The organism is Halorussus vallis, assembly GCF_024138165.1.
Taxonomy (GTDB): domain Archaea; phylum Halobacteriota; class Halobacteria; order Halobacteriales; family Haladaptataceae; genus Halorussus; species Halorussus vallis.
Genome location: NZ_CP100002.1, coordinates 194,471 through 211,332 on the forward strand (window position 1 = coordinate 194,471; position 16,862 = coordinate 211,332).

General features: G+C 61.6%; 16 protein-coding genes. 6 read left to right on the forward strand and 10 right to left on the reverse strand.

Annotation, left to right across the window (positions count from 1 at the left end; genetic code table 11):
* The first annotated feature begins 176 nt into the window (after nt 1-176).
* The gene (locus NGM07_RS23480) at nt 177-977 is read left to right on the forward strand and encodes a creatininase family protein (RefSeq protein WP_253521356.1); all 801 of its coding nucleotides are present in this window, start codon (nt 177-179) and stop codon (nt 975-977) included.
* A gap of 19 nt (nt 978-996) precedes the next feature.
* On the opposite strand, the gene nagZ is transcribed toward NGM07_RS23480, so the two are convergent.
* The 5 genes from nagZ to NGM07_RS23505 all read right to left on the reverse strand — a co-directional run bounded on the left by nagZ (nt 997) and on the right by NGM07_RS23505 (nt 6,967).
* Entirely contained in the window at nt 997-2,601 is a 1,605-nt protein-coding gene (gene nagZ, locus NGM07_RS23485) for a beta-N-acetylhexosaminidase (RefSeq protein WP_253521358.1), read from the reverse strand.
* 6 nt (nt 2,602-2,607) lie between these two features.
* Nucleotides 2,608-3,774 (reverse strand): exo-beta-N-acetylmuramidase NamZ family protein, encoded by a 1,167-nt coding sequence (locus tag NGM07_RS23490; protein ID WP_253521361.1) that lies wholly within the window; start codon nt 3,772-3,774, stop codon nt 2,608-2,610.
* A gap of 97 nt (nt 3,775-3,871) precedes the next feature.
* The gene (locus tag NGM07_RS23495; RefSeq protein ID WP_253521364.1) at nt 3,872-5,158 is read right to left on the reverse strand and encodes a hypothetical protein; all 1,287 of its coding nucleotides are present in this window, start codon (nt 5,156-5,158) and stop codon (nt 3,872-3,874) included.
* Between the two features lie 55 nt (nt 5,159-5,213).
* Nucleotides 5,214-6,263 (reverse strand): serine hydrolase domain-containing protein, encoded by a 1,050-nt coding sequence (locus tag NGM07_RS23500; protein ID WP_253521367.1) that lies wholly within the window; start codon nt 6,261-6,263, stop codon nt 5,214-5,216.
* 83 nt (nt 6,264-6,346) lie between these two features.
* Nucleotides 6,347-6,967 (reverse strand): N-acetylmuramoyl-L-alanine amidase, encoded by a 621-nt coding sequence (locus NGM07_RS23505; RefSeq protein WP_253521370.1) that lies wholly within the window; start codon nt 6,965-6,967, stop codon nt 6,347-6,349.
* Nucleotides 6,968-7,125: 158 nt separating this feature from the next.
* On the opposite strand from NGM07_RS23505, the gene NGM07_RS23510 reads away from it, so the two are divergent.
* Nucleotides 7,126-7,809 (forward strand): HAD family hydrolase, encoded by a 684-nt coding sequence (locus tag NGM07_RS23510; protein WP_253521372.1) that lies wholly within the window; start codon nt 7,126-7,128, stop codon nt 7,807-7,809.
* 659 nt (nt 7,810-8,468) lie between these two features.
* Here the strand turns inward: NGM07_RS23510 and NGM07_RS23515 are convergent.
* From NGM07_RS23515 to NGM07_RS23525, 3 genes are all read right to left on the reverse strand, one after another.
* Nucleotides 8,469-9,704 (reverse strand): anhydro-N-acetylmuramic acid kinase, encoded by a 1,236-nt coding sequence (locus tag NGM07_RS23515; RefSeq protein WP_382194540.1) that lies wholly within the window; start codon nt 9,702-9,704, stop codon nt 8,469-8,471.
* Complete coding sequence (locus NGM07_RS23520) at nt 9,701-10,678, reverse strand: GNAT family N-acetyltransferase (protein WP_253521375.1); 978 nt, start codon at nt 10,676-10,678, stop codon at nt 9,701-9,703. Before NGM07_RS23520 ends, NGM07_RS23515 begins: the two co-directional genes overlap by 4 nt.
* A gap of 109 nt (nt 10,679-10,787) precedes the next feature.
* Nucleotides 10,788-11,669 carry an SDR family NAD(P)-dependent oxidoreductase gene (locus NGM07_RS23525; RefSeq protein ID WP_253521378.1) on the reverse strand — a complete coding sequence of 294 codons (882 nt, stop codon included), beginning with the start codon at nt 11,667-11,669 and terminating at the stop codon, nt 10,788-10,790.
* A gap of 142 nt (nt 11,670-11,811) precedes the next feature.
* On the opposite strand from NGM07_RS23525, the gene NGM07_RS23530 reads away from it, so the two are divergent.
* On the forward strand, nt 11,812-13,791 hold the full coding sequence (locus tag NGM07_RS23530) for an ABC transporter substrate-binding protein (protein ID WP_253521381.1): 1,980 nt from the start codon (nt 11,812-11,814) through the stop codon (nt 13,789-13,791).
* 131 nt (nt 13,792-13,922) lie between these two features.
* Here NGM07_RS23530 and NGM07_RS23535 read toward each other — a convergent pair whose 3' ends face one another.
* Together NGM07_RS23535 and NGM07_RS23540 are read right to left on the reverse strand one after the other, a co-directional pair.
* Nucleotides 13,923-14,144, reverse strand: a complete 222-nt coding sequence (locus NGM07_RS23535) for a hypothetical protein (protein WP_253521383.1) — start codon at nt 14,142-14,144, stop codon at nt 13,923-13,925.
* A gap of 43 nt (nt 14,145-14,187) precedes the next feature.
* On the reverse strand, nt 14,188-14,352 hold the full coding sequence (locus NGM07_RS23540; protein WP_253521386.1) for a hypothetical protein: 165 nt from the start codon (nt 14,350-14,352) through the stop codon (nt 14,188-14,190).
* Nucleotides 14,353-14,453: 101 nt separating this feature from the next.
* Between NGM07_RS23540 and NGM07_RS23545 the strand changes: the two genes are divergently transcribed.
* The 3 genes from NGM07_RS23545 (at nt 14,454) to NGM07_RS23555 (ending at nt 16,814) form a co-directional block, all read left to right on the forward strand.
* Complete coding sequence (locus NGM07_RS23545) at nt 14,454-15,479, forward strand: ABC transporter permease (RefSeq protein ID WP_253521389.1); 1,026 nt, start codon at nt 14,454-14,456, stop codon at nt 15,477-15,479.
* Between the two features lie 142 nt (nt 15,480-15,621).
* On the forward strand, nt 15,622-16,572 hold the full coding sequence (locus tag NGM07_RS23550; RefSeq protein ID WP_382194582.1) for an ABC transporter permease: 951 nt from the start codon (nt 15,622-15,624) through the stop codon (nt 16,570-16,572).
* Nucleotides 16,569-16,814 carry a hypothetical protein gene (locus NGM07_RS23555; RefSeq protein ID WP_253521392.1) on the forward strand — a complete coding sequence of 82 codons (246 nt, stop codon included), beginning with the start codon at nt 16,569-16,571 and terminating at the stop codon, nt 16,812-16,814. Before NGM07_RS23550 ends, NGM07_RS23555 begins: the two co-directional genes overlap by 4 nt.
* Nucleotides 16,815-16,862: the final 48 nt, after the last annotated feature.

Sequence of the window (16,862 nt, forward strand, 5' to 3'; positions counted from 1 at the left end):
AATAAATCTTGGTACGATATATCATCACGTAATGGGAGCCTCGTCGATCGCCAACTGCCGGGCCTCGTTCGTACCACGAAGACGATTTCCCGCTCCGCGTCCCCAACTCGTTCGGACAGTGGTTCGGTTCCGGCGGAATCCCAATAGATATACGGCCGACACGAGCAGTGTCCTCCATGCTCCCAACAGGGCGCTCGTCGTCCGTCGCGTGGGCGACGAAGACTCGACGTGAAATCCGAAAGACGGGAACGGCCGACGGGTCGGTCGTCGTCGTTCCGGTCGGAAGCATCGAACAACACGGCCACCACCTCCCTGTCGCCACCGACACGCTACTGGTCGACGCGGTCGCACACCACGGTGCCGAGCGTGCCACGGACGACGTCCCAATCCTCGTGACGCCGCCCGTCTGGTCAGGTTTCTCACCGCATCACGCATCGTTGGGCGGGACGTTGACGCTCGAACTCGAAGACCTCCTTGCCGTGCTGGAGGACATCGCCGACAGCGCGCTCGACAACGGCTTCGACGGTGTCTGCTTCATCAACGGCCATGGCGGCAACGCCGCGATCATCGACAACGTCGTCAGCACGGTCGGCAAGACGCATCCCGAGACGGAAGTGACCGGCCTGACGTACTTCGAGCTCGCCGAATCCTTCGCCGACGAAATCCGCGAGAGCGACGTCGGCGGTATGGCCCACGGCGGTGAGTTCGAAACCTCGCTCATGCTACACCTCCACGCGGACCTCGTAACGATGGACGAGGCGGACGCCGAGTACCTCGACGAGCCCTACGACCGTGGGACGAAAGACCTGCTCGTCGGCGGTGCACTCTCGACGTACAGGCCCTTTGAGGAGTACTCTACGTCGGGTGCCATCGGCGATCCGTCCCTGGCGAGCGCGGTGAAAGGGGCGGAGCTGTTCGACCGACTCGGCGACGAGCTGGCAGACGTGCTACGGGCGGTTTCCGAACAGTCGCAGTAGGGTGACACGTCGCCCCAATTCAACGTGAGTCGTCGTCGGACGTCGACACCGGGAGCCGACCGGTCGGTTCCCATCTCCCGACGAGCACATCGGCGGCAGTAGCGAGTGACGGAGGTGTGCCGTCGTACGTCGTCAGGTACGTCCCGACGGCTGGAAATGCGGCGATGTCGTAGGGACTGGCGGTCGCGACGACGACCACGTTCGCGTCCGTTTCGAGGCGGTCACGGACCACGGCGGCCTGCTCGGGATTTGCGGCCACGTCGGACGTGCGTACGACTATCAAATCCTCGGACGTTGCGGCCAGATCGTCACAAGGCGACTCGCCGGCGTCGAGAACCGACGCGTCTACCGCTACGCCGGACGCTGCGAGCGCCTTTGCGAACGCACCGCCATCGTCGCGCGTCTCCTCGGCGAGCGAGCCACAGCTCCCCTCGAACTCGAGGACCTGAACGGAGTCCTGGGAGAGCGGTACGTTGTCGGCATCGTCGCGAACGAGCGTGACGCTGCGTTCGGCGACGGTCCGTGCAACGGCGCGACAGTCGGTCGCTGCGGCGACCCACTCGGCGTCGTCGCCGACCGCTCCAGCGCCGTACGACCGTTTCGCCCGAAGCACCCGCCGCACCGACTCGTCGATACGCGACTCCGAGAGACGCCTCGACTCGACGGCCGCCACGACGGCGTCGATGGCCGCGCGCTGTTTCGCCGGCGTGTGCGAGACACAGATTTGGTCACAGCCCGCTTCGACCGCCTGAACGCAGCCCTCGACCGTTCCTACGCCGTCGGCGATGGCGTCCATTTCCATGCAGTCGGTGAAGACGAGTCCGTCGAACCCGAGCTGCTTGCGGAGCAGTCCGGTGACGACGCGCGGCGAGAGCGTCGCCGGTCGTTCGGGGTCAGCCACGATGGTCGGAAACACGACGTGCGTCGTCATGACGGCATCGATTCCGGCGTCGATAGCGCGGCGGAAGGGGCGAAGTTCGACGCGGTCGAGGCGGTCGCGGTCGTGGTCGATGACCGGCAGGTCGCGGTGAGAGTCAACTGTGGTGTCGCCGTGGCCCGGAAAGTGTTTCCCACAGGCCACGACGCTTGCGCCCTGTAGCCCGTCGGCGTACGCGGTGCCAAGTTCCGCGACGGTTTCGGGGCGCTCGCCGAACGACCGGACGCCGATGACGGGATTGTCGGAGTTGTTGTTCACGTCGAGGACGGGTGCGAGGTTCACGTCGATGCCCAGCGAACGCAGTTCGTGGCCGACGGCTTCGCCGGCGTGGCGGGCGAGTGCGGGGTCAGCGGTCGCGCCGAACGCCATCGCACTCGGCTGTTCTGTTCCCCACGCGAGTCGGGCGACCCGACCGCCCTCCTGGTCGATGCTCACGAGCAGCGGCGGCGCGTCGTCCGGGACGAACCCCTGCAGCGTCCGCGAGAGGTCGCGAAGCTGGTCGGGCGAGTCGACGTTCCGGCTGAAGTAGATGATGCCGCCAAGACGCCGCTCGGCGATGAGGCCCTCGATTTCGGCGGTCGGAGTAGTGCCGTCGAAACCCGCGACGAACAACTGTCCAACCTTCTCGTCGAGCGCCATCGACGAGACGGTCGATTCGTTGTCGATAGGGGGGTTGCTGGCGACCATTCGTAATCAGTAACGGAGATACGCTCCCCGAACGTCGGCGAACTCTGCGAGGTCGTCTTCCCACTTACCCGTGATTTCCGCTGCAACCTCCCGGGGTTCGCTCGTGGCGTCGGCAGCGTCGATAGTTTCACGGAGGTAGCTGCCGCCCGCGAGTTTGTCGACGAAGAAGCCGTCGTCGTACTCGACCCACTCGCACTGGTCGTACGTCGTGAACGCCGAGGCGAGCACCGTCAGCCCGACCAGCACAGGGTCGACGACATCGCGGTCGAGGACGTGGACCTGCACGCCCGTCACGTTCTCGCGCTCGTGCTTCGAGAAGGTCGGGGAGAAGTATGCCGGCCGGAACTCAACGCCGTCGAGGTCCTGAGCCGACAGCTCCGCCGCCCACTCGTCGGCGTCGATCCACGGCGCACCGACGAGTTCGAACGGTTTCGTCGTCCCGCGGCCTTCCGAGAGGTTCGTCCCCTCGAAAAAGCCCATACCGGGATAGAGCGTCGCGGTCCCCAGCGTCGGCATGTTCGGCGAGGGGTACACCCACGGGAGCCCGGTGTCGGAGAACCAGTCCGAGCGTGACCACTCGCGCATCTCGACGACCTCCAGCGTCGCGCCGATGTCGAACTCCTCGTTGAAGTACGTCGCCAACTCGCCGACGGTCAGTCCGTGCACGATGGGAAGTTTGTACGCGCCGACGAACGAGGTGGCGGATTCATCGATGCGGTTACCGGTGACAGGTAGCGGCGCAATTGGGTTCGGTCGGTCGAGGACAACCATACGTTTTCCGGCCTCGGCGACGCCTTCGAGCGCGTACGCGAGCGTGTAGATGAGCGTGTAGAAGCGACAGCCGACATCTTGCATGTCGTAGATGATGGTGTCAAGCTCCGACACCATCTCGGGTCGGAGTTGGCGCTGTTCGCCGTAGAGACTCTTGACCGGTAGCCCGGTTCGTTCGTCGGTGCTGTCGCCTACTTTCACGCCTGCCTGTACATCGCCTCTGATGCCGTGTTCGGGACCAAATAGTTTCCGGAGGTCGAACGAATCGCGGTCGTCGAGCAAATCGATAGTCGTTTTGAGACCGCTATCGGTTCCCGACGGATTCGTGATGAGCCCGAGCCGATCGTCTTCAACAGCGTCGGCTCGCTCGTCGAGTAACCGTTCTACGCCTAATCGAACCATGTCTCAGGCAATGCGCCGTTAGGTTAAAAATCATTGTGTCAGCTCCGGTTTCGCCTCGTCAGTCTGCTCTCGATTCACTCGGATCGTCCTGACACCGTTATCCACCTTCCGACGCATCGCTCTCTGCGAGGGGTCGGTGATGGGACGACTGTTCGTCGGCGTCACCGGTCGCGGTCGCGCCGACCGCGTCGAACCAGTCGAAGTGGGCGTCGCTCATGAGCGCATGGTTGTAGATGTGGACCTCGTCGACGAGATCAGATACGGCATCGACGACTGCCCGCCACTCCGATTCGGTTCCGGCCAGGTCGGGGTCCAACGTGACCCCGGCGTCGACCGGAACGTCCGTCGTCTCTCGATATCGTCGAACGCGACGACGAGCGAGTTCCTCGTCGTCCGTATAACAGAGCGAGATAATGCGGTCAAGGTGAGGTCGAACTCGGTCGAGGACGACCCCCGCAGGCCACCCGTCGTTCGGGTCACGGCCGAGCCCGTCCGACGCGGAGTAGGTGAGTGCGACGTCACCGCTGGCGACCGCCACGGTTTCGAGGAAGCTCTCGATGACCGATGCCCGGAAGTCGAAGAGATCTTCCAGCGCGGGATACTCGGCAGCAAGCCGTTCGAGCGACTCCACCTGCGGTGTTGGGTCGCTCAGCACGTCCCGGACGAGCGTCCGGACGACTGAACGCACGTGGTCGAAGTCTACCACGTGGTCCGCTGCCCGTTCCCGGCATGCCGAACAGAAGCACTGTGAGACGAGTATCTCTTCGGCGGTGTTGCTGACGACCTGATTCTTCGCGTGGCCAAATGTCGCGCCGTGGCTGTGGAAGGCATTTGGGAACCCGAGCGATTCGAGGTTGATGGCTTCGACGTCGTAGTTGGCGAGCGAACGCACGACTCCCTCGAAGTAGCTGCGGACCGCCTCGTTGGACGGACAGAACGCGTGTTCGTGTACGTCACCGAATGCGCTCTGGACCTGGAACTCGGGGTTGTCCGCGCCGAGTTTCGAGTTGTGAAAGCACACGAGCCAGGCGTTCACGTCGATACCGCCCTCGCGGAGCAATTCGACGACGTCACCGAACGGGTCGGCGCGTCCGTCGATATCGTTCACCGGCGGGTTGATCGGCGTGGCGGCGAACGCGTCTCGGTCGGGGGCGAAGTAGCAACCACCTTCGTACGATTCGAACAGATGCGGCTCCGACCGCGGGTCGAGCGTTCGAATCGAGTGGTAGTGCGCGGCGACCGTGACGCTGTTCACGCCGAGTTCGGAGAGTTCACGCCGCGTCTCGACGGGGTCCCGGGAAAGCAGTTGCCAGGGATAGCTCCAGACTGCGACCATATCAGCCAAGGAACGGGGCTCGTAATAAATATTGTGCGGTCGGAGCAAGCGTCCGGGGTGGTGCGTCGAAGGTTCGAGAGATTCGTCGACCGATTTGTCGCGCTCAATCGAACGTCCCGGCGGCGACCATCGCGTGAAATCGCTCGCGGAACCGGACGAGCCCCGTCTCCTTTCCGTCGTAGACTTGATTCGTGAGCAACACCGCGACTCGGTTTCGGTCGTGGTCGAGCCAGAGCGATGTGCCGGTGTAGCCGGTATGGCCGAGTCCGCGACGCGACCAGTTCGGCGCGGGATACGTCCCATCGGCGAGCCGCCAGCCAAGGCTGTGGCGGTCGCCGTGGTTCGGGAGCCAGTCGTCCTGCAATCGCTCGACGGTCGCGGCCGATAGCGGCGTCCCGTCGGCGGCGAGATACCCCCGCGCAAACGCAGCGAGGTCGTCGACGGTCGTGAATAGTCCGGCGTTACCGCTGCGTCCGTCCGTCGCCCATCCCAGCGGGTCGTGGACTTCACCTCGGAGTATACGGTCGCGGTACTCATGGTCGTAGGTCGCGGCAACTTTTCCTTCCTGCTCGTCGGCTATTGGTCCGAGTCGCGAGTCGTCCATCCCAAGAGGACCGAAGATGTGGGTCTGGGCGAGTTCCGGCAGCGAGCGACCGGTCGCGCCCCGGAGCGCCTCGGCCAGGTAGACGAAGTTGAGGCAACTGTATTCGTATCGGCTTCCGGGCTCAGCTTCGAGCAACGGGCGGTCGCGGAGCCCAGCGAGTACGTCGGACGTGGAACGCCACGATTCGGCGAACGCGTACGGTTGTAGGCCGGAGCTGTGCGTGAGGAGCTGTTCCAATCTAATTTCGCCGCGCCGGTAACCGGCTAACTTGGGAACGTGGCGACTTAGTTCGTCTGAGAGCACGATATCGCCCGACTCGACGAGCGCGAGCGCAATCGTCGCCGTCACGACGGATTTGGTGAGCGATGCGGCGTCGAACACCGTTGAGCGGGTCGTCGGCTCATCACGCTCTGGGTCCCGTTCGCCGACGATGCTCACCCGGTCGATACCGTCGGTCCTGCCGACGGCCGCGACGGCACCGGGAAAGACGCCGTCGTCGAGGCCGCGAGTCAGCAATGTATCGAGCGGGTCGTCGGTCGAGCATGTCATCGCGCTGGGATAGAGCACGCTCCGTGTTAACTATTGCAGTTTGAAAAACAGCGGCTGGGACGATGCATCGCTCGCGTCGTCGATCAGTACGAGTTGACGAGGTCGATGTAGTAGTCCCAGTCCCAGTTGGACCCGGGGTCGGTGTGGGTGCTCTCGGGAACCTGGGAGTGGGCGATGATGCCGCCGTTCGCCGGGTTCGCGGCGTCGTAGGGGACGCTGGACGGGTGCTGTTTCGGGACGCCGTACTGGTCGCAGAGCCAACTGGCGAGTTTGGCCGACGCCCGGTACTGGGCGTCCTCGTATGTGCCGCTGACGTAGCCGCCGTGCTCGATGCCGACGGAGTACGTGTTATAGTTCGACCCGCCCGCGTGCCACGCGATGTTGATGTCGCTGACCGACTGGTACTTGTAGCCGTCCTGGGCGACGGTGTAGTGGGCGCTCACGTCGGCGTCGGGGTCCTGGAACCAGTTGACCGCGCTCTGGGCCGACCCCTGGACGGTGTGGATGACGATCCAGTCGATGTAGCCCGCGCCCCGGTCGGCGGACGTGTAGTTGCTCGAATGGGCTGCCTCCCAGTCGACCGAGGGTTTCGCCGCCGCAGTACTGCTCGCCAGTACAGTACCACCGAGGCTGACGACACCTGCCGCAGCCGCACGTTTCAGTACGTCTCGTCGAGTCGAGGTTGGTTCTTCATCTTTTTGCATCGCATCTAACCCATTGATTTTTCCCAACTTTAATTTAACGGCTATCAACCATAGGTTTAATGTGGATATTCACCGCTATCGACTCATCTCACTTCCGACGACGATCTCGCCGACACCGTCGAAACCCTATTGTCGCGTCGCGTACAACGACGCGGTAGATGACCTACGACGCGCTTCTGTTCGACGTTGACGGCGTCCTGCTCGACCGTCACGCCGACCATCCGGGCGTCTACCGATGGGCCGTGGCGGCGACCTTCGACGAGTTCGGCGTCGCGCCAGCAGACGCCGAACTCGACGTATTCATCTCCGGCGCCACGGTCGAAGGAATGCGACGTGTCTGTTCTGACTACGACATTGAGTTCAAGTCGTTCTGGGAGCGACGCGAGGCCAACGCGTCGGACCTCCAGTGCGGGATGATGGACCGCGGCGAGCGCGTCCCCTACGACGACTGCAAGGTTGTCCGCGAACTCGCCGCCGAACACGTCATGGGCGTCGTCAGCAACAATCAGCACGCGACGGTCGAGTACATGCTGCGGCGGTTCGACCTCGCGCACGCGTTCGACGCGGTGTACGGTCGTGCCCCGACGGTCGAGGGATTCCGACTGACCAAACCGAACACGCACTACGTGGAGCGAGCGATGTCCGACCTCGACGTTGCAGATGGCCTCTACGTCGGAGACAGTTCCTGTGACGTGATCGCAGCCCACCGCGCGGGACTTGACTCGGTGTTCGTCCGTCGGTCTCACCGCAAGGACTACTCGCTCTCCGAGGAACCAACCTATGAAATCACGTCACTTGCTGGCCTTTCCGATCTTTCGGGCGTCGCTCTGTCGTCGGCGTAAGGTCGCGTTCTCTTCCACCATTCGGTCCTGCTCAACGAAAGCCTGCGTAGCGTTTCTCCTTCGCTGGCCATCCTTCTGTCCCATCTTTAGCGCCACAGTCGTGCGGACTCGCAGTTCAGTAGAGTGGAAACGAAACGCACAGCCCCAAATCATGGAATGTGAAGTCATACCAACCCGAGCGTGGCTTGTTGCTGTCGTTCGGCGTTTTCACTCAGTCTAAATAGAACGTAATCGGCCGTTAGCGGGCCGTACGCGCCACTTTATTTGAATCTAGTCACACTAGATATCCGTTACAGAGCTAGTGGTGTAATGGTTCCGTGGACGGTTCGTTCACCGAGTTTCGCTGCAGTTCAGCGCAATTTTTACCGCATCAAACAGTAATTCATCGCATTCGACCTATTCGAAAGTGGTTTCGAAGTGGATTCGGCACTCGTCTCGCTACCATACTGTGGGTAGACACCGCATCAAGACTCTACGACGGGTCGCCGATGTCCAAACGACCGAAAGCTAGGAGCGTGAACTTCCATACTGAAGGACTCGCATTCGACGAGGCAAGCGATTTCACAATGCGAAAATCTGCTTTGACCTCTGGGCGGAGAGTGAGCTCCGACTTCGACACCGTGAACGGTGACCGCGAAGTTGCAAATCCGTTTCGAACCTCACAGAGGCGGACAGCGTTTCCCCATCACCACGGAACGGGATGCGCCGGTCGCATTCGGGATGTTGTTCGGAACCCCGTCCAGTGCCGCGGCGGCGAGCAGTGCGAAGGCGACTGCTTCCTTCGCATCGGCACCCACACCGTATTCCTCGACGGTGCGAACCTCGGCGTCAATCGCGGCGTCGAGCATTCCGACGAGCGTCGAGTTGTGTGCACCGCCACCGGAGACGATAACCTCGTCGGGGGTCCGAGGGAGGAATTGGCGGTAGGCGTCCGCGACGGAGTGCGCAGTCAGCGCGGTTGCAGTGGCGACTACGTCCTCGTCCGAGAGGCTTCGAGCGCGACAGGACTTGAGGAACTCGCGGGCGTACGAGCGCCCGAACTGCTTGCGGCCGGTCGTCTTCGGCGGTTCAGCGCGGAAGTAGTCGTCGTCCAGGCACTCTTCTAGGAGCACGTCGTCGACGGTTCCCGCGCGAGCGAGTCGCCCGTCGCGGTCGTAGGTCTGCTCGCCGTCCGTCAGCGACTCGACGACACCGTCGATGACTACGTTACCCGGTCCGGTGTCGAAGGCGAAGACGTCCTCGCGGTCAGGGTCCGGCGGCAGCGCGGTGCAGTTCGCGATGCCGCCGACGTTTTGTGCGACTCGAAAGCGGTCGGAGGCGGCGAGCAGTGCAAGGTCGGCAAACGGCACGAGCGGTGCGCCGTGACCGCCGACCGCGATATCCGCGGTTCGGAAGTCGGACACCGTCGGCACGCCGGTCCGCTCGGTGATGACGCTGCCGTCTCCGATCTGCAGCGTCGAGCGCAACTCGTCGCCGCAGGGGAGCGACTTCGGCTCTGGAACGTGGCGGATCGTCTGGCCATGCGAGCCGATAACGTCTACGTCTTCGAGGCCGATTCCCGCGGCGTCCGCGGCCTCGCCAGCAGCGGCGGCGAACACTGCGCCGAGTGCGACGTTCAACTCGCAGGCGTCGGTGACGGTTCCTGCCTCGCCGCACGTTGCTGCGAGACGCTCGCGGAACGCGGCGTCGTACGGTCGCGTGACAAACGATTCGACGCACACGTCGTAGCCGCGCGGCTCGTTGCCGTCGCGGCGAACCCGGCAGCAGGCAGCGTCCACGCCGTCAAGCGACGTGCCGGACATGAGGCCGACGACGATACGCCCTCGGTGCTGTTCACGGCCCTGGTCGCCGCTAGACCGCTCGCCTCCGTGCGCGCCGCACGTCGAATCACTCACGCCGACACCTCTTTCGTGAGCGTCTCGTACGTCCGCCACGGTTCGAAGCCGAGTTTCCCGTAGTAGTCGAGCAGCCCCGTCCAGTCGATGACCATCCGGTCGTACCCCTTGTCGCGGTAGCGTTCGACGATGCTGGCGATCATCCAGAGTCCCCAGCCCCGGCCCCGATACGATCTGTGGACGCCGAGTGGTCCAAGGCCACAGACCGCTCCGTCGAGGTGGGTCGCCCAGTTGACGTTTGCCCCGCAGTATGCCGAGTCGGGCGTATTCGCCCGAGCGAACCCGACGGTCGTCCCGTTGTGTCGGACCAGCCAGTAGTCGTCGCCGCCGCCGGGTACGCGACAGACGTTCCGCGCTTCGTAGTTCCACCGACCGGGGAACTGGTCGGCGAGGAACGCGTGAAGATCGGCGGCGTTCGCGCCGACACGTTCGACGGTTAGGTCCGGCCACGACTCACGGACTTCGGCGACACGCCCGCCAGGGTCGAACCCCGTGATGTCGCGTTGCAGGTCGTAGACGGTTTCCTGCGTCTCGAATCCCGCATCATCGAGTATCCCGCGGAGGTCATCGAATTCGGCCGGCAGTCCAGGAAGGAACTGTCCTGGGTCGCCGCCGAAGCGGAGTCGGGAGACGCCGCGGTCGGCCATCGCTCGCTCGACCGTTTGGAGCAGTTCGTCGGCGATGACGCCTCGGTCAGGAATCGATGAGGTCACGGCGAACAGGCCGATCCAGCCCTGTTCGGGTCCGGCGTAGTCGGGAATCGACTCGACGAGTCGCTTTCCGAGCGCAACGGCGATGACGTCGCCGTCCGAACACGCACCCCACACGGTCACGTCGAGACCGTCGAAGGGAGCGAAGACATTCTGGGCGACGGCCCACTCGGGAAGCGAGAAGGCCGGATATCTACGGTTCCAGCAGTCGATTCCGTCACGAATCGCGTCACGGTCGGTGAGTCTCTGGACCTCGTACTCCATCAGCTTCGGTCTTTCTCACGGCGGTACTTAAGCGCCCGCGTCGGCCCACTCGTGTGCCAACCCCGGTAGGCCTTCTCTCGCGCCGTTCTACCCTCTCACTCCCGCCCCGTCACTCGTCGCTGTCACTGTCCGTCGGTGGTTCGTTTGCTGACGGATTGTCGGTCGGCGCGTCGTCCGTCACTGGGTCGTCGATGTCGTACATCATCGTCTCCAGTCGCTGGTCGAGACTGGCCGTGAGGCCACCGTCGATGGTGAGTTCGGTCCCTGAGACGAACGACGCTGCGTCCGAACTCAGGAACTCGACGGCGGCTGCGACGTCTTCCGGGTGACCGAACCGACCAACTGGATATTGGTCGAGCCACTCGTCGCGGACCGGTCCCTCGGTGGTCAGTTTCTCACTCGATGCGTCGGTGACGATAGTTCCTGGACAGACGGCGTTCGAGCGAACGCCGTGTCGCCCGTACTGCGTCGCGATGAGGCGGGAGAGTGCGAGGACACCGTTTTTCGATGCGGAGTAGGCGGCGAGACCGATGCCAAGTTTGGCGTTGACCGACGAGACGTGGACCATCGAACCACCGCCGGATTCGACCATCGCCGGAAGCGTTTCTCGCGCACAGAGGAACTGCCCCTTGAGGTTCACGTCGACGATTCGGTCCCACGTTTCCTCCGCGACTTGGTGGGGATTCCCGTCGTTGAACGACCCGCCGGCGTTGTTCACGAGCACGTCTACGCTTCCGTGGGTGTCCATCGCCGCCTCGACCATCGTCGAGACGTCGTGCGCGTCGCTTACATCCGTGCGGACAAACTCGGCGGTGCCGCCGTCGTTCTCGATGGCGGTGACCGTCTCCGCGCCGCCATCGGTGTCTATATCAGCTACTACCACAGTGGCGTTCACAGCGGCGAGGCGTTCGGCGACGGCGCGACCGATGCCACTGCTCGCACCGGTGACGATGGCAACGTCGTCGCTTCGGTCGCAGTCACTGGTGTCCATGTTACTGCCATTTTCGCTCGTGTACAAACTGTTTTGCGGTCGCATTCACCCGATTCGAGCCTCAAGTCTTTATAGCAATAGCATAAATATAAGATACCAAGCAAAAACTTATTAGGGTCTTTTATGATATTCTCTTACCAGTATGGTAGACGGTAACCATCGTTCTGGTCACGACACAGACAGCGACAGGATAACGCGGCGACAGTGGCTCGCACTCGGCGGGAGCACGGCGCTGGCTGGATTGGCCGGTTGCAGCGGCGACAACCCGAATGAGGCGGACGTCACGATGGCTTCGGATTCGACGGACACGAAAAGTGGCGGCGACACCGGGGAAGGCGGCGGTACGCCCGTCACGACGACGCTCAACATGCGCGCACCGGTTAGTTGGCAGCCGAGCCAGTCGAACGTCAATCCATTCACTGACACGAAGAACACCGAATACTGGATGGATTACATGTGGTCGGAGTCGCCAGTGTACCCGAACGCCCTCGGCGAACCGATGTACTGGCTCGCCGACAAGATAGAGCTCAAAAGCGGCGGCTGTGAGGTACACATCAAGCTCAACGAAGACTACACGTGGTGGGACGGCACTCCGGTGACCGCGAAGGACGTCCGCACGACCGAGCGCATCAGGGACTACAAAACCTATATGGGTCCTGAGCAGACCGAAGACAGCTGGGAGGTCGTCGACAAGTACACGGTCAAGAACGTGCTGGCGGGGCCGGCAAACCCGTCGCTGAAGAAGTCGACGTACTACTCGGTCGTCGCCAAACACGACTACTTCAAATCGTGGCTGGAGAAGTATCAGGATGCGGGCGGCGAAAGTGCGGTTAAGCAGGTGACCAAGGAACTCCAGGATCACCAGATAACGTTGAACGACCTCACGGAGAAGGGGCTCGGCTGTGGCATGTGGAAGCCGACCCAGCTTTCGCCGACCAAGGCCGTCCACGAGAAGTACCAGGACCACCCGCGCGCAGACTGGACGAACTTAGAGACGTTCACGTGGCACCTCATCTCGGAGAAGCAGAAGGCGATTCAGTCGCTCCAGACCGGGACACTGGACATGGGTGATAAGACCGTCACGCAAGCCCAGTCCAGTAACAAGGTGAGCGTGTTCAACCAGTTCGGTACCTCCAGCATCGTGAAATTGGCGATAAACTGGAACAACGAACATCTCGCCCGCCGACCGGTCCGTCGCGCCATCGCATACCTCATCGACCACGACGAACTGGTCAAGGTCATTAAGACGACGCAAGGCCTGAAGTACAAGCCTCGTAGCACCGTCAATGGCCTGTCCTCGAAACAGGCCGACAAGTGGGGCGGAAAGAGCTTCCAGAACAAACTCATCACCTACGGTCGGAAGTCGAAGCCCGAGAAAGCAAAACAGGTCCTCGAAGAGGCGGGCTACTCAAAGAAAGGCGGCGTCTGGGTCGGTCCGAACGGGAGCAAGGTAAATAACCTCACCTACTTGACGCCACCGTGGAACATCTACGAAACTATTGGGAACTACCTCAGTCCGAAACTCGACAAATTTGGGTTCAAGAACAAACTCATCATCCCATCGTCGAGCGGCTTCTGGAAGCGCTGGACGGACACGTACGACTTCGACATGGTCAACTGGTTCTCGAACACGTCCCATCCGGGGAACGCCTACGCGACCAACACGGTGGGTGGCTTGGGCAAGTTCGACGAAGTCGCTACCGTCAAAAACCCGAAAGGTAGTTGCAAAGTCAACCGCTCGGTGCCCGAACTCAGCCAACAACGGAGCAAGAAGCTCAACCAGCCCCTCCGGCCGAAGTTCCCGACGAAGGTCGGCACGGAGGGAACCGGCGGCAAGCAACAGACGCTGTACCCGATCAAGTGGAACAACATCATCACTCAGACGCAGTCCACGGACGAGGTCAAGCGATTCACCAAGAAATTCATGTGGTATATGAACTGGCAGGTGCCTCACATCGGCTTCTACGACGAGACGAGAGCGTACTGGGGCAACACCGACGAGTTCGACTTCCCCACCGGGAAGGTCGACGATCACCCGCAAGCCGAGGCGACAAAACAGGAACACTTCACGAACGCGATGGAGTTCCTGATGAAGGGCCATATCAACGCGAAGACGAAGTAGAGCCTCCGTGGCGAATCGACCCTCGATGACCCGCGTCCTGCACCCCGAAGCGGACCTCTATTAACCCGTTTGCTATTCGAGCAACTGTCGCGACCGATCGCTCTCGATGCTACGTCGGACTATCTTTCTCTCTACATTCTGTTGCATTTTAGCAGAATCGCCGCCGTCGCGCTGCCGAGGACGGCGATGCCGACGAGGTTCAACACGCCGACGACGTGCGTGGCAGTCCCCGGTTCCGTGCCGAGGAAGAGGACGAGCGAGAGTGCCCCCGCGAGGACCTCGAACGCGAATAGCAGGGCAAACTTATCGGCGTTCGAGCAGACGTAGTCGAAGAACGTCGGTTCGTGGGACATTTTCGCCTGAAAGAGATTCACGCCGGGAATTAAGTATTTCGTCCTACTCTCCGTCGTCGATCGGAACGACCACGTGCGGAACGCCACAGGCCGGACACTCGTACTGTTTGCGCTCGAACGTCCGGCCACACCTGATACACTGATAGGTTTCGGTCACAGTCTCGTCTCCACCGCCGACGAGTTCGAGAAGTCGCACTACGAGTGACATATGCCAACCTACGTCGCGTTCGTTATGAGTATTCCTGCTTTCGCCGTGGCAAGACCCACCATAGTTTTATTGAGGTGGGTGGAAGACAACACAGTAGCACGATGTACTACGCGAAGCGCATCGGTCAATCAGTGCTGGTATTTTTTACCGCACTGACAGTAACGTTCGCTCTCTACCGGATGTTACCGTTTGGTCCGGTCGAGATGGTCAAAGTTCAACTGATGAAACAGCTGCTTGAACAGGGACAGAGTCCGTCTGCCCAGCAGATGCGGACGATAAACGCCATGGTAAAGACGTACACCGGCATCGATCCGTCAGTACCGTGGTACGTCTCTTACTACGAATATCTTCGGAATATCGTCCTCTATCAGGACTTCGGACGGTCGATATTCAAAAATAAACCCGTCTTCGACATCCTCTACCGAGCGATGCCGTGGTCGGTGTTCATCAGCATATACGGGCTCGCACTTGGAACGACCGTTAGCCTGCTGTTTGGTGCTGTCATGGCGTACAACGAAGGAAGCAAGTTCGACACCGTGATGACGTTCATCTCTATCGGCAACAGCACCGTTCCTTACTACGTCGTTGCCATCCTCACGCTCATCATCTTCTCGTACAATCTCGGCTGGTTCCCGAGCGGCGGACGGATGAACCCGTCGACGACGCCCGGCCTCAACCTACCGTTCATCGTCGGCATCGTCAAGCACGCGGCGCTGCCCGTCTTCTCCGCATTCGTCGCCAGCTTCGGCGGTGCACTGGCATTCCGCGGCAACTGTATTCGGGAGATGGGCGAGGGATACATCCGCGTTGCGCGGCTTCGTGGTATCAGTCAGGGTCGAATCGCAATCCGCTACGTCGGTCGGAACGCCCTGCTGCCCGTCTACACCAGCATCATGATGGGCATCGCGAGCGTCTTCGGAAGCAGCATCATCCTCGAAACGATATTCAACTACCCGGCGATGGGGCTGGTGACGTTCAACGCGCTCATGAACCGCGACTATCCGCTTATCATGGGGTCGTTCATTTTCTTCACGATAGTCACGCTCCTCGGCATTCTCATCGCCGACCTCACATACGGTGTCATTGACCCCCGCGTCAAAGGAGGGAACGAACGTGAAACCTACTGACACCGCAGACGAATCGACTGCCGACAGGAACGACCCAGTGGACGGTAGGAACACCCCGACTGGCGACACGGCTGAACCTGCTGACCACAATGTCGACTTGAGCGCTCGGACGGACGGCGGTGCAGGCAAGGTCGACGAGACGATCTTTACGCAGACGTCGAACGTACCCGATCCGACGGTCCGCGAAAAAGTCGAGCGTGGGTTCGAACGCCGCATCTATGCACCGGCGGCGATACTGGTGAACGACTGGCGGGGCTTCGTCGGATCGGTTATACTGCTCGGGTTCGTTCTAATGGGCACGGTCGGCATCTACGTCGTTCCCAGGCCGACCGTGATGGAAGGGCCGATCTTCGTTCCTCCGTTCACGGACTGGGATTTCCCGCTTGGGACCGGCGTCATGGGTGAGTCGTTGTTCAAGCAGGTCGTCCACGCAACTCCTGCGATGTTGCAGATGATCACTGCCGGTGCGTTGCTCTCGGTCGTCCTCGGGACCGTCATCGGAACCGTCGCGGGCTATCGCGGGGGCCGCACCGATTCGGTGTTGATGATGCTGACCGACACCGTCCTCACGATTCCAGGACTGGTGTTGATCATCGTGCTGGCGACCATCTATCAGCCGGAGAATCCATTCGTGGTCGGACTCATCCTCGGAATCGACAACTGGCCGCGACTGGCTCGTACCATCCGCTCGCAGGTGTTGAGCATCCGGGAGGAGGCGTTCACCGAGGCGTCGCGTATCATGGGACTATCTGACGTTCACATCCTTCGTCGGGACGTCGTCTCGAACCTGATGCCGTACATCTCGGTGAACTTCGCCAATAGCGCACGCAGAATCATCTTCGAATCGGTCGCGCTGTACTTCCTCGGCATCCTGCCACAGTCACAGCTGAACTGGGGCGTGATGATGGACGACGCCTACACTAATGCGAACCTGACGAATCTGAACCAGATCCACTGGTTGCTCGTCCCAATGGCGCTCATCATCCTCCTCTCGCTCGGCTTCATCCTACTCGCACAGGGACTTGACCGCGTCTTCAACGTCCGACTGCGCGCCCGCCACGAAAAGTCGGCGAGCGGAGGTGAGACATCGTGAGTACCGGCCACTCCTCAAACGGCGTTGCGACATCATTGCTGCTGGCGATTCGTAAGTCGTTCCTCGCCTTCGTCACGACGATCGGCGTCGTCTGTTGTCTGCTCGCCGCCCTACTGTCGGAGTACGTCTTCGTCGGACTGTTCAACGGCGTCCTCGCCGGAATGTTTGCCGTCTGGGGTGTGAGCGCATTCATCTACGCCGTCCTGGGCCACCTCGGACTGCGACTTATCGGCTACCACTGACAACCAATGATACGACACACTACATCCAAGTACATGTCCGCTCTCGAC

Coding starts and splice junctions, on each gene's coding strand:
- NGM07_RS23520 (WP_253521375.1), bottom strand. CDS start 10,678: ATGGAGTACGAGGTCCAGAGACTCACCGACCGTGACGCGATTCGTGAC.
- NGM07_RS23530 (WP_253521381.1), top strand. CDS start 11,812: ATGGTAGACGGTAACCATCGTTCTGGTCACGACACAGACAGCGACAGG.
- NGM07_RS23525 (WP_253521378.1), bottom strand. CDS start 11,669: ATGGACACCAGTGACTGCGACCGAAGCGACGACGTTGCCATCGTCACC.
- NGM07_RS23535 (WP_253521383.1), bottom strand. CDS start 14,144: ATGTCCCACGAACCGACGTTCTTCGACTACGTCTGCTCGAACGCCGAT.
- NGM07_RS23480 (WP_253521356.1), top strand. CDS start 177: ATGCTCCCAACAGGGCGCTCGTCGTCCGTCGCGTGGGCGACGAAGACT.
- NGM07_RS23505 (WP_253521370.1), bottom strand. CDS start 6,967: ATGCAAAAAGATGAAGAACCAACCTCGACTCGACGAGACGTACTGAAA.
- nagZ (WP_253521358.1), bottom strand. CDS start 2,601: ATGGTCGCCAGCAACCCCCCTATCGACAACGAATCGACCGTCTCGTCG.
- NGM07_RS23490 (WP_253521361.1), bottom strand. CDS start 3,774: ATGGTTCGATTAGGCGTAGAACGGTTACTCGACGAGCGAGCCGACGCT.
- NGM07_RS23500 (WP_253521367.1), bottom strand. CDS start 6,263: ATGACATGCTCGACCGACGACCCGCTCGATACATTGCTGACTCGCGGC.
- NGM07_RS23510 (WP_253521372.1), top strand. CDS start 7,126: ATGACCTACGACGCGCTTCTGTTCGACGTTGACGGCGTCCTGCTCGAC.
- NGM07_RS23540 (WP_253521386.1), bottom strand. CDS start 14,352: ATGTCACTCGTAGTGCGACTTCTCGAACTCGTCGGCGGTGGAGACGAG.
- NGM07_RS23545 (WP_253521389.1), top strand. CDS start 14,454: ATGTACTACGCGAAGCGCATCGGTCAATCAGTGCTGGTATTTTTTACC.